Origin of the sequence: Streptomyces sp. Y1 (genome assembly GCF_041053115.1) — a bacterium.
In the GTDB taxonomy this organism is placed as follows: Bacteria; Actinomycetota; Actinomycetes; order Streptomycetales; family Streptomycetaceae; genus Kitasatospora; species Kitasatospora rubellomurina.
On the sequence record NZ_CP163445.1, the window covers coordinates 5352897 to 5367438 of the forward strand.

Sequence of the window (14542 nt, forward strand, 5' to 3'; positions counted from 1 at the left end):
CAACGAAGCCAGCGCTGCCTGATGCTCATCTCGGTTGTCCAAACGACAAGCAGAGTTGTCGAAATGACACATGGACGGGATGTGAGTGCTCATGAGTACGGACAGGTTGTGGACCTTGAAGGAGCTCGCGGAGTTCCTGGGCGTGCCGACGCAGACGATCTACCAGATGAACTGGAAGGGCACCGGGCCGCGGAGCTACAAGGTCGGGCGATGCAGGCGGTACGACCCGCACGACGTGCGGCAGTGGCTGGAAGGCCGCTCCTCCGACACGGGGAGCAAGCGATGAAGCGACAGCGCTGCACGACTCGCCGCCCGTGGTGGTCCGTGGACGACGCGGCGATCTACCTCGGCATCACGAGCACGGACCTGCGGGACCTGGCTGCTGTCGGCACCGGCCCCAGGTACACCGAGAGCACTGACGGCCTGCGGCGCTACCGGCCGTCCGACGTGAGGCTCTGGGCCTCGGCGGGCCTGGTGCGCGATAGCTGCGGATGGAACAGGGACGCGCGATGACGCGACGGCGCGCCAGTGTGCCCGCTCGCCGGGCGACCAGCCCAGTGGGATGCCCGCGCGCGCCCCGCCCACCGTGACCGGAACTGCTCCTCTCGACAGACCGGCGCCGAAGCTGCCCCCATCACCGCAGGAGTCACCATGAACAACAACACCTACGACCGCTACGCCGAGCAGCCTCCCGCCGCCTGGATAGGCCGGCACTGGATGGCGACGGCCAAGGACGGCTCCGGCCAGTACCTGCGCGGATTGATCATCGACGTGCGCCCCGGAGGCGTTCACGTCCAGTGGCCGCCTTCGGGCGGCCGTGATGAACATGCCGAGTGGACCACCACCGACAGGGGGACGCTGGCCAGGGAGTGACGACAGGCAGAGGGCCGGGGCCTCACCGTTCGCGGTGAGGCCCCGGCCCTCTGTCCATGTACGCGAGCCGATCCCGTGGGCCGGCATGACCGCTGGCCGGGTCGGCCGACGCGACCCAGCAGCTCCACCACTGCGGCGCCGTACGCTCTGGACCGAACCTACGAGGGAACGATCCGCCGGAAGGCCACCGCTTGCTTGTCCCAGTATCCGCCGGTGAAGTTCGTGATCTGGATGTTCTTGCCCGTGCGTGGAGCGTCCAGGACGAGGTTCGACCCGAGGTACATCCCGACGTGTCCGGGGGAGGTCGGGGTGCCGTCGGTCCCGGCCAGAAAGATCAGGTCGCCCGGCTTGAGCTGCGCCGCGCCGTAGACCGGTGTCCCGTCGAAGACCTGCTCGAACGTGGTTCGGTGGATCGTGATGCCGGCGGCCTCGTAGGCGCGCAGCATCAGGCCGGAGCAGTCGTAGCTCGGATCGCCGGTTCCGCCCCACTGGTAGGGCATGCCCAGCTTCGAGATGCCGAACTTGATCGCGGTGACGACCTGGACGGGTGTTCCGGCGGGGAGGGAGAAGCCTGCAGGGAGGCTGATGGCCTCGGTCGTCGTCTGGCCGTCGCCGTTGCCCTGTGAGCAGCCCGTGGCGTTCCCGCTGTAGGTGGCCACCAGCTGCCGGGCGGTGCTCTCCCACTTCGCATAGGCGTCGGGGAACGCGCTGGCCTGGACCCGTTGGGCGGCCACGGTGACCGGCAGGGCCTCCCAGCCCGGAACCTTCACCAGCGCAGCGAAGAACTTGGTCGCGGCGTAGACGGGGTCCATGATCTGCGTGGGCGAGCCCCACCCCTGCGACGGGCGTTGCTGGAACAGGCCGAGCGAATCCAGGTCGCCGGAGCTGAGGTTCCGCAACGTCGACTCCTGCAAGGCGGTCGCGATTGCGATCACCGCCGCCTGCGGCGGCAGCTGGAGCTGGACCGAGACCTGGTAGATGATCTGGCCGTTGTTGATCTGCTCTGTGGTCAGTTGCTGTCCGTCTGCGGTGACCTGCCCAGGTGCCGCCGGCTTGAAGCAGCCCAACCCGCCGTTCGTGGCGGAGGCGGCTGGGGTGGCGGCGGCGGTTCCTCCGCCGGAGAGCGCGATGCCAAGGACCACCCCGAAGGGCGCCAGGACGCCTGCCAGGGCCAGATGGGCTGCCTTCTTCACGTGCCACCTCTGCGGCCGACGCCGCGGAGCAGCGCACAGCCGATTCACATCAGCTAATCGGATTTGCTCGAACCATAGGCTGATGTGGACCACTTTGGTCAACCAGAGTGAACGTGATCAATGCCACTTCTTAGCCAAAGTAAATGATCGCGGGTGCGCCTCGCCCTGGACGGCTCGTGAGAGGCGTAGGGCTCGGGTTGCTGTGAGGTGGCTGTGGTTTGTGCTGGGGGCGGCTCAGGCGCCGGGGTGACCGAAGAGGTGTTGGAGGGCTGCGGGCCTCAGGTCCGGGAAAGCCAGGCGAAGGGCCGCTTCGGCGACCCCCTCCGCCTCGGCCGCATGGAGCCGGATGTCGGCCATTGCGGGCGGGCGCCGCCTCGGCGGCGCTCCGGCTGTTGTCGGCGGAGCGGCTGCCGCCGGCAACTGCCGGGACGGCTGTGAAGGTGCGCCATGGTCCAGCTGTCGATTGCCGCAGAGCTGCGACGCGCTCATGAAAGATGCCTCCCTGGTCGGGAGGCATTCCTTGGAGCGGGCGACGGTAGTCGGCCGGTCACTCCTCCCGGCTCGCAGAACTGTATGCGAATGAATACCGGGAGTGTGCCGACTATGTGAACTTGTGATGATCGGGTGAGTAGAGGGGCGTGTGGGGCTCGTCACTCGGGCGCGGCGCCGGAGTCGGGCAAGCCTTCCATTGCCCGTGCCGATTGGATCATGGTCGCGATGGCCGCCATGCTGCGCTCCGAGAGGCCGTCCATGTCGAGAACCATCTGCCGGATCGACGCGCTGCGCAGGGCGCTCGCAAGGCGAAGTTGCTCGTCTGTCCGCTTCGCCGTCTCCTCCTCGTAGAAGTAGAGCGGGGAGACGCCGAAGAAGTCGGCAATTGCCGTGAGGCGACTGTGTGTTGGGTCGGTCCGCTTGCCCTTGCGCAGCTGCCACAGGTAGGTGGCACCGAGGACCTGGTGGCCCGCCTTCTCGTTGATCGCTTGGGCGACTTCGGGGTTGGTGTAGGGGCCTCGGTCGGCGGGGTGAACCGTCGCGAACAAGTGCTCCAAGCGGCTCGCAACCGAGCCGGCCCCGGCGGATTCTTCGACTGGCATGACGCGCGTAGCACTCCTTGCTGCTGACTGGGTCTCATCGTTGCGTACAGTGACGCCGATTAGCCACCGTAAACAGAGAGTGGTCGGGTGAGGCTAGTCACATTCACTTTGGTTGACGGGTCGGGCTTGTGGGCGTTTATCGTTTGCTCACGGCCGAAATTAGCCAAAGTGAATCGCACTGACCTCACGTGCTGAACCCAGGTGAAGGCCGCTTCATTCGCCTCCCCATGCCCGACAGCAGGGGCGGCTCCTTCTGACCAGGACAGATCCCGCGGGATCGCTGGCATGTCTGCCTTCCGGGAGCCCGGTATGTCCCTCACCCTGCAAGCCGTTCACCACCTTGCGGACGTCCACTACCTCGCGGATATCCAGAACCCCGCGCCGGCCGACCCGACCAACGGCAGCAAGGGCGCGAACCTGTTGCTCAGCTACGCGAAGTGGGGCGCGCTGATCGCGTGCGCCGTCGCCGCCGTGGTCTCCGGGGGCCTGATGGGCATAGGCCACCTCTCCAACCGGCCCGATTCCGCGGAGAAGGGGAAGCGCTCCCTGGTCTGGTCCCTGGGCGGAGTCATCGTGACCGCTTGCGCGATCCCGGTGGTTAACACCGTGTTCGGCGCTGCGGCCTAGGACGCACCATGAACCAGTTCCTCGACCACCGCCCCCGCCGCCGGATTCTGCCGCTGCTCCTCCTCGGTGTCGCTGGCCTGCTCGCCTGCGTTGCCATCGGGGTCGCCATCGAGTCCAGCAGTGAGCCCCGAGGGCCCAAGGTGTTCACGCCGCCGGCCGCCATCCCCGGACCTGGTTCGGTCACCGGCGTGGACTCCACGGGGTCGCCCGCTCCCGGGCTGACCGGCCCGCTCCAGCTCGTGCGCGGAGAGCGCCTCGTCAACGGGGTGCAGTTGGGCTTCCCTCATTCCACGGTAGGCGCTGTTTCGGCGGCGGTCGAGTACTGGCGCCAGCTCGGCTCCACCCTTGAACCCGACCGCGCCGCAGCCGTCGCCCGCCTCGTCGCCGTCGACTCCTGGTCCTCCGCCGCGGACGACCTCGCCAAGGGCCCGGTCGCCACCCGCAAGGGGCTCGGTCTGCCGCAGAGCGGCCAGTTGCAGCCCGGAGTCTCCGTCGTCCTGTCGCCCATCGAGTACCAGGTGCGTTCGGTCGGCCCCGACAACGTCCAGGTCCTGCTGCTGTCCACCTACACCACCAGCGTGCCCGGCACCGGGATGCAGACCCGCATGGGCGTCTACCCGCTCGACCTCACCTGGTCCGCGAACGACTGGCGCATCCCCGCCCCTTCGGGCAACTCCACCACCGACTACACCAGCCTCGTCGCCGAGCCGGGCAGCCCCCAAGCTGCGGCCAAGGGCTGGCAGGAATTGAAGCGATAACCATGGTCACCAGCACCACCACCAGGGGGCTTGCATGGCCTGCGGCCTGACCAGTCCCCTCGACTGCGTTCCTGGCATCGGCGACACCGTCCTCGGCGGGCTCGCCGGCGACGCCGCCGGCAAGGTGGCGAGCAGCGCGTGGGACTCGATCTGCAAGTCCTTCGCGGACGCCGCGACCGAGCTGCTCAAGACGTTCGCCACGGCCTTCGTCAAGATTCCGGCGCCAGACCTCGCCAGCAACGGAGTCAGGAGCGTCTACGCGATATCCCTCGGTGTCGCCGCCCTCGTCGCCTGCCTGCTGGTCGTCTTCCAGGTCATCCGTACGGTGATCACCCACGACGGCCGCCCGCTGGCCACCGCCGCCGTAGGCGTCGGCAAGGCGGCGCTGGCGTTTCTTCTCACCCTGGTCGTCGCCTCCACCGCGTTGGCGGCGAGTGACGAACTGACGAAGTACATCGTCGACAACTCACTCGGCGGAGAGCAGGCCCTCAGCGACAAGATCGCCAAGCTCGTCTCCTACACGCCGGGGACGGCGGCCTCGCTCCTGCTGATCATCGCCATCATCGGCATCCTGCTGACGCTGGTGCTCTGGTTCGAGATGCTCCTGCGCAATGCGGCGATCGTCGTGCTCGTCGCCACCTCGCCCATCTCGGCGGCAGGCCAGGTGTCCGACTCGACCAAGACCTGGTGGTCCAAGCTCGTCTCCTCCACCGTCCAGCTGATCATCCTCAAGCCGATCATCGCCCTGGTCTTCGCCCTGGGCTTCAACGTCGCGGGCGACTCGAAAGACCTCCAGACCACCCTGTCGGGGATGCTCATCCTGCTGCTCGCGGCCCTGGCGTGGCCGGCCATCGCGAGGTTCTTCAGCTTCGCAAGCGTCCAGGTCGGCGGCGGTGCCGGTCTCGCCGCTCTACTCGGCTTCGCCGGAGGCCGACTCAGCACCGCGGGCGGTCCACTGACCGGCGCCTCGCCGGATTCCTTCGGGCAGGAGAGCGCTAGCCGCACGATGAACAGCTTCGCCAGCAAGGGCGGAGGCGCCGCCGGTGGTGCCGGTGGTGGTGCGGCAGGTGGTGCGGCCGGTGGAGCCGGAGGCGCTGCGGCCGGTGGAGCCGGCGCCGCAGCTGGCCCGGTCGGGATGATCGCCGTCGCAGCGGTCAAGGCCGCCCAGCAAGCGGTCAACTCCTTGGCCGGTGGCATGGAGAAGATGGCCGGCCACGCCGGGGTGCAGGGCGCGAACCCGTACGCGGCGCAGCCTGCTGGGTACGTCAACCGCCATGCCAGCGCACCGTTGCCCACGGCGGGAGGTCTGCTGCCCGACCAGCCGGAGCCGGACTGGTCGAACCAGCAGGAGCAGCAGGCCGACGCGGTTGGGCCAGCCGGCGCGCAAGCCGATCACCAGCAGGCCCTCCAGGACAGCACCCCGAGCCTGCCAGTCGCTGGTGCTCCGCGCAGCGACCCGCCCACCATCGAGATGCCCCCGGTGTCCGCAAGCCCGAGCGCAGGTTCGTCGGTAGGCGCGGACTCCCCCGCCGGGACTGAGACCTCCGCGCAGGTCCCGGCCGCCGCGAACCGCTCCGCCTCCAGCGCCGCACCGCTCCAGGCCAGCCAACCCGCAGCCGGTCGAACCGAGTCGGCTCAGGGGCAGACCGCGCAAACCGCGCCCGCGCCAGCCCCGGCAGACCGCCCCGGTACCTCCCGCACCCAGGCCGCTCCGGTCGAGCGCCCTGCTGCTCCTCCCGCCAAGACCACTCGTCCTGACCACTCCGAAGGAGGAGGCAAGTCATGAGTACCGAGACCGCTACCCGCACCTACTTCGGGTGGCAGCAGGAGAAGGTCAACTTCTTGTTCGGCCTCTCGGGACAACGGGCGGCGATGGTCGGCACCGGTGTCCTCGGACTGATCTGGCCCTTCGCAATCTCCTACATCCGGGCCGGACTTGTGACATGGCCCGTGTCGTTTGTCCTCTTCCTACTCGCGTTCGTCCGGATCGCCGGCCGTACGGTCGATGAATGGGCGGTCGCCTTCATGTCCTTCGAAATCCTCCGCTTCCGCGGGCAGAATCGTTTCCTCTCCGGCGCCTTCGCACCCCGCGTATCCGAGACGGACGAACCTCGGCTGGACCTGCCCGGCATCCTCGCCCCGTTGGCGATCCTCGAAGCAGACGGGGGCAGCGGCGCCCCGATCGCGGTGATCCACCACCGTCTCGATCGCACCTACACGGCGGTCGCCCGGGTGCGCGTTCCCGGCATCGGCCTTGCCGATTCCAGCAGGCGTGACCAGCGGGTGGCCAACTGGGGCTCGCTGCTCCAGTCCCAGTGCACCGAGGGCAACGCGATCATCCGGATTCAGGCGCTCCAGCGGATCGTCCCGGAGTCCGGCGCCGCGCTCCAGCGCTGGCACGCCGACCACGTCGCCGCCGAGGCGCCCGCCGTCGCGGTCGACGTCACCAAGTCGCTGCTCTCCACCGCCACGCTGGCGACCAGCCAGCGGGAGGCGTACCTCGCGATCACGATGTCCGCCGCCCGTGCCGCCAGCCCCATCAAGGCGGCGGGCGGCGGCGACGCCGGAGCCGCCGCCGTCCTGGTCCGCAACCTTCGGGCCATGACGTCCTCGATCGCCTCCGCAGACCTCCAGGTCGAGAGCTGGCTCAACCCCCGCGAACTGGCCGAGGTCATGAGGACCGCCTTCGACCCGGACTCCGGCCGGATGCTCGCAGAGCGCCGCGCCGCAGCCACCTCCGCCGCCCTCCGAGGCGACCAGGCCCCCTTCGCGGCGGGAGTCAGCCCGACAGCGGCCGGCCCGTCCGCCGCCCACGCCTGGCGCGGCCGGTACGAGCACGACGGCGCCGTCTCGGTCACCTACGCCGTCCACAGCTGGCCGAAGAACAAGGTATACGCCACCGCCCTCGCCCCCCTGCTGGGCGAAGGAAAGTACCGAAGGACCCTGAACCTCCACTTCGAGCCCCGCAGCCCGCGCGCCGCCGAGCGCGAGATCATGCAGGAGCGCACCGCCCGCGAGGTCGCCGTCAACATGCGGCACAAGACCGGCCAGATCGTCCCGGAAGCGGAGAAGCAGGCACTGCGCCGCGCGGAGGCCCAGGACCAGGAGCGTGCCGCCGGCCACGGCATGGTCCGTTACACCGCCTACTGCACCGTTACCGTCACCGACCCCGCGGACCTTGAGGACGCCTGCAGCGAGCTCCTGGCCGACGCCAACAGCGGCAGCATCGAACTCCAGCGCATGTGGATGGCCCAGGACGTGGGCTTCGCGATCGGCGCGCTGCCGGTCGGCATGGGCCTGCCCAAGAAGAGGGCGGCCTGATGTTCCGTCGCCGATCCACCACCGACCTCCCCGTCCTCGACCTCACCGACGTGCTGGGCCGGCCGGTGCCGGTGCAGCCGAAGTCCGCGTCCCGGAAGGCGCCGAAGGTGCGCCGGGAACCGGTCGCGCCCCGGCGCGGCTACGCCCGCCCGTTCGCCGGGCGAGCACCGCGGATGCCCGAGGTCCCGGTCTACAGGGGTAGCACCGGGCAGGTCCAGGGGCTGTATCCCTGGCTGTACGGGGCCTCCATGCCTCCGGCCGGCGCCTACATCGGCGTCGACTGCCTCTCCGGCGGCGCCTTCTCCTGCCATCCGATCGAGTGGCTGCACCGTGGGTTGATCACAAACCCTAATTTGCTGATCACCGGAGTTCCCGGCACCGGCAAGAGTGCGACCATCAAGTCCTTGGTGACCCGCCTGGCCGCCTACGGCGTCCGGTCGTTCATCCTCGGGGACATCAAGAACGAGTACGCCTCCCTGGCGCGGGCGTTCGGCGTCGAGCCGGTCGAACTCGGCCCCGGGCTGCGGAACCGGCTCAACCCGCTGGACAGCGGACCGCTCGGCACCAACCTGCCGTCCGACCCGGAGGAGCTGCGCGAGCGCCTGGACGAAGTCCACCGTCGCCGGATCACGTTGCTCTCCTCTCTGCTGGTCATGCGCCTCGGCCGTAACCTCACACCGACCGAGGAAGCCGCACTCTCCCTCGCCATCAAGCACGCCTCCGGCCAGGCCACCGGCGCCAGCCACCTGATCGACCCGACTATCCCTCAGGTCTGGGCCCTGCTGCGCGACCCGCTGCCCGAGATGGCCCAGGACCTGCGCGTCCGCGACACCGACGTCACCGAGCTGCGGGAGATGATCCGTCCGGCCGCCGACGCCCTCGGCAACATGGTTCGCGGCAGCTTGTCCGGCCTGTTCGACGGACCCACCACCGTTCGGCCGGACTTCGGCGCGCCGATCCAGACCGTCGACCTGTCGAGAATCGATGGCCGCGGCGACGAGACCGTGGCCATGACCCTTGCTTGTGTGAGCAGTTGGGGCCAGGCGGCGATCGACGAACCGGGCGGCCCCGTGCGCCTGGTCGTGCGCGACGAGCTGTGGCGCGCGATGCGAGTCCCGGCGATGATCCGCAAGTTGGACTCGGACCTGCGGCTCTCGCGAGCCCAGGGAACGATGCAGATCTTGAGTACCCATCGCTTGGAGGACTTCGAGGCGGTCGGCGCCCAGGGCAGCGAAGAGGTCAGCATCGCCCGCAACCTCATCTCCAGCTGCGACGTGCGTATCTGCATGCGCCAGGACACCGCACCCCTGGCCATGACCCGCGACGTGATCGGCTTGACCGACACCGAGTGCGCGCACATCGCCTCTTGGAGCGGTGAACAGATCGGTCGCGCGATCTGGAAGATCGGCAGGAACTCCAGCCACGTTGTGCAAACGATCTTGAGCCCGGCTGAGCGGCAGTTGTACTACACCAACGAGCGGATGGCTGTGTGAGATGGCCTCCGCCTCGAACTCCACCGTCGCGCGGCGGCCGGTGCTGGACGGCCCTGCGGACTACTTGATCGTACTGCTGATCATCGTGGTGGTCACCGTCACCGTGGGGACGTGGGCCACCGGCCAGGTCGCCGGGTTGATCACCCACGCCTCCTGGCCGGCGGTCCCGTTCGGCGACGCGTTCAGCGTTGCCAAGCAGCTGCCGCACCATCTGGACGACCCTAGGGCAGCCTGGCCCGGGCAGGTCCGCCGCGACCTTCCCGGCCCGGCCGGCTTCGCCGTCGCAGCCGCGATCGTCGCCAGCACGATGGTCGCCGCTGGCGCCATCGCCCTGCGCCGTCTCCGGCGGAGCCGTTCCGTGCGCGGCTTCGCCTCCGTCTCCCAGCTGTCGAAGACCCTGTCCGCCGCCGCGGTGGTCAGGCGCGGGCCCATCGTCCGGCCCTCGCTCAAGGGCCACCGGATCACCGCCGCCGACGTCGCGGTGCAGCTCGGTCGCACCCTGGCCGGCATGCTGCTCTGGGTCTGCATCGAGAACTCCGTGCTGATGCTGGCCGCCCCGCGCCAGGGCAAGACCAGCCAGGTGATTATCCCCTGGATTCGTGCCTGGCGCGGCCCGATGCTCATCACCAGCGTCCGAGCCGACGTCCTCGATGCGACCGCGATGATCCGACGCGGGCTCGGCCCGACCCTGGCGATGCTGCCGACCGGCATGGTCGACTGGCCCGACCAGGTGCAGTGGTCGCCCACCAGCGGCTGCGAGGACTTCGGCAAGGCCATGCAGAGAGCCGACCTCATGGTCAAGATCGGCAAGAGCGAGACCACCGACTCCAGCGGCGCGGGCTTCTTCGGCGCCACCGCAACCTCCCTGCTCGCCGGTTGGCTGCACGCCGCAGCCATCGCCGACCGCAGCATGGAGGACGTCCTGCGCTGGGGCTTCAACGCCCATCTCGAAGAACCGATCAAGCTGCTCGCCGAGTCCCGCCGCGCGGAACCCGGAGTCGCCGAGATGCTCGACGGCCTCTACCGCAACCCCGGTGACACCCGGGCGAACCTCTTCGCCACCGTACAGACCGCGCTGACGCCTCTCTTCTCGCCGCTGGCCCGCTCCACCTTCGTCCCCAAGGCCGGCCAGGGCATCGACATCGAGGACTGGCTGCGCAGCAACGGCACCATCTACCTGCTCGTCGACAAGGAAGATGCCACCGCGCTTGCCCCCCTGATCTCCGCCTTCGTCTCCGAGGTCTTCGGCACCGCCAAGCGCCTCGCCGACCGCTCTCCCGGCGGCAGGCTCGACCCGCCGATGGGAGCGCTGCTGGACGAGGTCGCCAACGTCACGCCGCTGCCGAACCTGCCCGACCTGATGTCCTTCGCGGGCGGCTCAGGCATCTTCACCGTCGCCGTGCTCCAGAACATGGCCCAGGCCCGCAAGGTCTGGGGCCGCGAAGGGGCCGAGATGCTCTGGGGAAGCTCCACCGTCAAGATCGCCCTCGGCGGCCTCGGCGGCGACGAACTCGAAGAGTTCTCGAAGTTGGCCGGGATCTTCCGCGAGTCCCTGACGACCTACCAGAGCGGCGCGCAGGGCACCACGATGCAGACCACCCTTCAGGACCGCAAGACCGTCACCCCGGACGAGATCCGCACCCTCGACGAGGAGAAGCGCGAAGCCCTGGTTATCCACGCCACCACCCCCATCACCAAGGTCCGCATGCAGCGCCACTACGAAGGCCCCGACCGCAAGTTGTACCAAGAGAGTATCGAGTGGTCGCGACGCTACCGCGCCGGCGAACTCGACCCCGTTGAGGCCGCCGCGTGACCCCCCGACCCGCGTGGAGCGGGCACCACGCCGAACCGCGGACCGACGCCGACCGGCGCTGGCTCGCCCGCTTCGACCGACGCCACCACCACGGCCTGCTCCGCCGCTCCGAGCTTCCGGCCGAGTCCACCCTGCGGTGGAGCGGACCGGTGCGCGGAATCGACGGCGCCCTCTACCACCCCGGAGAAGACCACTCCGGCACACCGGTGATCACCGTATGGAGCCCCGGCTACCAGGAAACCGTCCCTGCGCACTGGCCGACCGATGACTGGGCCGACCACCGCGCGGACACCACCGGCCGGTTCCTCCCGCTGAGCAGTTGGCGGCCTACCCGGGCCGACCACGAGGACCTGGTGCTGGCCTACCTCGTGCAGCGCCCCCGTGAACTCGCCGACCTTGGCGGCTGGGTACCTGTGGACACGTTCACCACCCATGTGCGCTACGGCATCTACGAGGCGATGCTCGCGCTGCACGCGGACAACGAGACGGTGACCCCCGCGGCCATCGAAGACCACGTTCACCGCAGCACCGACGCGCTGTCCCCTCGACTGGCGCACCTGGTCGCGGAGTCCATGGACACCGTCTCCTACCTGCGTCGGCTCATGCTCACCCCGAGCACGTCGATCGAGTCGCTCGACGCCGCCGTGCACCTCGTGATGACCGACTGGAGAGCGGCATCGGCCGCCAGCTCCGCGCACGCTGGGAAGCAGCCCACCGGGTACCCGACCGCCAGTTCCGAACGCACCCGAATCCTGCCCGCCCAGCTCCAGGACCAGACATGACCGAGCCCGCGATCACGCCGATCGGCAGGGTCAAGCACCGGCCGCGCACCCGCATCCGACGCCTCCGAGGGCGCCGCGCCGACACGACGCCGACCACCGGCGCCCACCCGGCCGGCTCCGACGCGAAGCCCCGTACCCGGCTGGTCGAGTGGCACACGATGACCGGACCCGAGCGCATCGCGGCCTGGGGCGGCCTCTGCGACTGGGTGACCTGGCTCCACGACCGCTACGAGCTGGCCGTCGAATCCAGGCTGCCACGCTGCTGGGCCGAACACCCCGGCCTAATCGAAGAGCTGTGGGCCCTCAAGGTCTGGCGGGAGGAAATCTACGGTGCCGCCCTGGACCAGCAGGTTGGCCAGGCCGCTCGCTACTGGCACACCGAACTGCGCACGGTGGTTGCCAATGCGACCGCCGTCTACGCCACCGCATGCCGGACAGGCCACCGTGGCCAGGAGTTCCCGGCCGCCGAGGACCGGGAGCTCCAGAAGCGCTGGACCGACGCGGACCCCTGGGCCGGCATCCCCGGCCGACTGCTGGCCGCCCACGCCGACACCGCCGAAGCCGGTAGCCCGGACCGCCTCACCGCAGCCCAGATGGACGACGCCCGGGCCCGCGGCCTCGCCACGCCGATCAGCCCCGGCATCCCCGAGTACGTGCGGTTCGCCGACACCTGGTGGGCCGTCGACATCGACGGCGCCTGGCTTCGCGTCGTCAACGAGGAACTGCTGGCACGGCTCGACGACGCCGCCGCCCGGATGGCCGCCGCGGACGACGCCGCCCGCCGCTACAGGGAAGCCACCACCGGAACGAAGTCGAGGACGAACTGACAATGACCCACCCCGACCTCGTACTCCGTGCCGAGCAAGCCGTCATCGGCGCCGCCCTCCGCGACCGCCAACGCCTGGACGACATCGCTTACCTCACCCCCGACCGCATGGCCCATCCCACCCACCGCGCCGTCCTGACCGCGCTGATCGACTCGCGGACCAGCAGCCCGACCACCCCGACCGCCCAGCTGCCGGAGCTGATCGCCCAGCGAACCGCCATCCCTGGTGTCACCGCCGACTACCTGCGTCGTCTCGCAGATGCTGCGCCGCAGCCCCGCGCCATCGCGAGTTACGCCCGCATGGTCCAGGAGTCGGCCGTGCGCCGGGACCTCGCCCAGCACGTCGACCGACTGCGGACAGCAGCCCTGGGGCTACGCGGACCGGACCCGGTGCTCGACCGCCTCGCCCAGGCGATGAGGCACACCGAGCAGGCCGCTCCGGTGGCCAAGTACAGCGAGCCCGCCCCGGCGCCGTACGAGGCGCGGGCGAGGCCGGCGGGGGAGGGGGAGATCCGGTTCGAGACTCGCCTTGAGCGCCAGGACGCCGTGCTGGCGGACCTTCTCCAACACCCAGAGCAGATCCGAGAGGTGAGCACCTGGTTGTACCCCGAGGTGTTCGAGGAAGGCCCCCGCCGCGAGGTCTACGAGGCGATCGTGGTCGTGGCGGAGCGGGACGAACCAGTCGACCAGCTGACCGTCGAGTGGGAGGTCTACCAGCAGGACCCCCAGGCGTACGAGGTGACCGTGGAGGTCCGTGTCGAGCAGCGTGAGGAGCGCCCCGACTACCTCGCCCGCCTCGCCGCCACCGCGGTCGTCGTCGGTGCCGCCATCGAGCTGTCGGGGGAGATGATGGCGGAGGACATCCGGACGAAGCTCGCCACGGACTTCGCCGCTGTCGACATCATCGCCCGCACTCCCGGGGCGGAGCCCAAGGCGGACCTTACCGTCAGGGCCGTCACGTCGACCGCTCCGGTGGAGCCAGCGCCGCTCCTGCAACCACCGCCGGTGCAGCAGGCCCCCAGCATCCAGCCGACCATCCGGCCGTGAGGGGGACCATGATGACCAACTCCGACGCGGGCATGATGGCCGACCTCAGCCACGCCGTCATGGACGCCGCCCTCGCGGACGGCAGCGCCCACCACCTCAGCGAGACGATCACGGACTTCGCCTGGTACCGGTCCAGCTGGTGGATCTTCGACCGGGCCGGCTGGTGGGAGGTCACCAGAGCCGATGTCGCGGCCGGCCTTGACCTGATGGCAGCGAACATGCGCCTCGCTGACGAGGCCGTGCGGTGGAGCAGCAGCTGACGTGGGCGCAGTAGGAGGTGAGGGTGTTCGCCGTAGGCGGGCGGCCGTCACCCCCTGCTCAGGCGGTGCTGTCCCCCGGCGCTGGCCCGTTGGTGGAGCGCATCGGTCAGCTCGCTTGCTGCCGTGGCCGAGTGACTAGACGCCCTGAGGGGCCCGGCCACCTGCCGGACCCCTTTCAGCTCGGCAGTGCCGCCGCCTGCTACATGTGATGGACCAGCCACACCATCGCGTCGATGGCGTACTGTCCCACTGCACCAGCTGCGCCGCAAACGAACCCGTACCTTACGACTCGAAGCCACCGACCGCGGCTGGCTGCCTTGCTAGTCGTTCCCATCAGACCTCCATACGAGAGCTGCTCTTCGTCCGAGGTCTTGCGACCCCTGATGTCTAGACTCCGGCCCCGCACAGTCCGAAGGTCAGAAGTTGTCTGGAGATGACCCCAGTTGAGGCCAGTT

At 69.4% G+C, this 14542-nt stretch carries 15 protein-coding genes; 13 read left to right on the forward strand and 2 right to left on the reverse strand.

Translation table 11 applies throughout. The features are described from left to right. Window positions 1-91 precede the first annotated feature (91 nt). The 3 genes from AB2U05_RS23175 (at window position 92) to AB2U05_RS23185 (ending at window position 873) form a co-directional block, all read left to right on the forward strand. A complete protein-coding gene (locus AB2U05_RS23175; RefSeq protein WP_045700776.1) occupies window positions 92-286 on the forward strand; it encodes an AlpA family transcriptional regulator in 195 nt (64 codons plus the stop codon). Beyond that, entirely contained in the window at window positions 283-513 is a 231-nt protein-coding gene (locus AB2U05_RS23180) for a hypothetical protein (RefSeq protein WP_369184128.1), read from the forward strand. The genes AB2U05_RS23175 and AB2U05_RS23180 overlap by 4 nt, the downstream gene beginning before the upstream one ends. A 138-nt stretch (window positions 514-651) precedes the next feature. Next, window positions 652-873, forward strand: coding sequence for a hypothetical protein (locus AB2U05_RS23185; protein ID WP_369184129.1), 222 nt, complete (start codon window positions 652-654; stop codon window positions 871-873). Between the two features lie 158 nt (window positions 874-1031). Here AB2U05_RS23185 and AB2U05_RS23190 read toward each other — a convergent pair whose 3' ends face one another. Both AB2U05_RS23190 and AB2U05_RS23195 read right to left on the reverse strand, forming a co-directional pair. Beyond that, a complete protein-coding gene (locus AB2U05_RS23190; RefSeq protein WP_369184130.1) occupies window positions 1032-2066 on the reverse strand; it encodes a C40 family peptidase in 1035 nt (344 codons plus the stop codon). Between the two features lie 650 nt (window positions 2067-2716). Beyond that, entirely contained in the window at window positions 2717-3160 is a 444-nt protein-coding gene (locus AB2U05_RS23195; RefSeq protein WP_369184131.1) for an XRE family transcriptional regulator, read from the reverse strand. Between the two features lie 309 nt (window positions 3161-3469). Between AB2U05_RS23195 and AB2U05_RS23200 the strand changes: the two genes are divergently transcribed. From AB2U05_RS23200 to AB2U05_RS23245, 10 genes are read left to right on the forward strand one after another with little or no spacing between them, the layout of a single operon-like run. Further along, on the forward strand, window positions 3470-3787 hold the full coding sequence (locus AB2U05_RS23200; protein WP_045700742.1) for a hypothetical protein: 318 nt from the start codon (window positions 3470-3472) through the stop codon (window positions 3785-3787). A gap of 8 nt (window positions 3788-3795) precedes the next feature. Beyond that, window positions 3796-4545, forward strand: a complete 750-nt coding sequence (locus AB2U05_RS23205; protein WP_369184132.1) for a hypothetical protein — start codon at window positions 3796-3798, stop codon at window positions 4543-4545. 34 nt (window positions 4546-4579) lie between these two features. Continuing rightward, a complete protein-coding gene (locus AB2U05_RS23210; RefSeq protein WP_369184133.1) occupies window positions 4580-6331 on the forward strand; it encodes a conjugal transfer protein TrbL family protein in 1752 nt (583 codons plus the stop codon). Further along, complete coding sequence (locus AB2U05_RS23215) at window positions 6328-7866, forward strand: SCO6880 family protein (RefSeq protein ID WP_045700736.1); 1539 nt, start codon at window positions 6328-6330, stop codon at window positions 7864-7866. The genes AB2U05_RS23210 and AB2U05_RS23215 overlap by 4 nt, the downstream gene beginning before the upstream one ends. Next, on the forward strand, window positions 7866-9359 hold the full coding sequence (locus AB2U05_RS23220) for a VirB4 family type IV secretion system protein (RefSeq protein ID WP_369184134.1): 1494 nt from the start codon (window positions 7866-7868) through the stop codon (window positions 9357-9359). Before AB2U05_RS23215 ends, AB2U05_RS23220 begins: the two co-directional genes overlap by 1 nt. A gap of 1 nt (window position 9360) precedes the next feature. Then, the gene (locus tag AB2U05_RS23225; protein ID WP_369184135.1) at window positions 9361-11172 is read left to right on the forward strand and encodes a type IV secretory system conjugative DNA transfer family protein; all 1812 of its coding nucleotides are present in this window, start codon (window positions 9361-9363) and stop codon (window positions 11170-11172) included. Further along, on the forward strand, window positions 11169-11954 hold the full coding sequence (locus AB2U05_RS23230) for a DnaB-like helicase N-terminal domain-containing protein (protein ID WP_369184136.1): 786 nt from the start codon (window positions 11169-11171) through the stop codon (window positions 11952-11954). The genes AB2U05_RS23225 and AB2U05_RS23230 overlap by 4 nt, the downstream gene beginning before the upstream one ends. Then, the gene (locus AB2U05_RS23235; protein WP_369184137.1) at window positions 11951-12781 is read left to right on the forward strand and encodes a hypothetical protein; all 831 of its coding nucleotides are present in this window, start codon (window positions 11951-11953) and stop codon (window positions 12779-12781) included. The genes AB2U05_RS23230 and AB2U05_RS23235 overlap by 4 nt, the downstream gene beginning before the upstream one ends. Window positions 12782-12783: 2 nt before the next feature. Next, window positions 12784-13827 carry a DnaB-like helicase N-terminal domain-containing protein gene (locus AB2U05_RS23240; protein ID WP_369184138.1) on the forward strand — a complete coding sequence of 348 codons (1044 nt, stop codon included), beginning with the start codon at window positions 12784-12786 and terminating at the stop codon, window positions 13825-13827. Then, the gene (locus AB2U05_RS23245; protein ID WP_369184139.1) at window positions 13824-14087 is read left to right on the forward strand and encodes a hypothetical protein; all 264 of its coding nucleotides are present in this window, start codon (window positions 13824-13826) and stop codon (window positions 14085-14087) included. The genes AB2U05_RS23240 and AB2U05_RS23245 overlap by 4 nt, the downstream gene beginning before the upstream one ends. The last annotated feature ends 455 nt before the right edge of the window (window positions 14088-14542 follow it).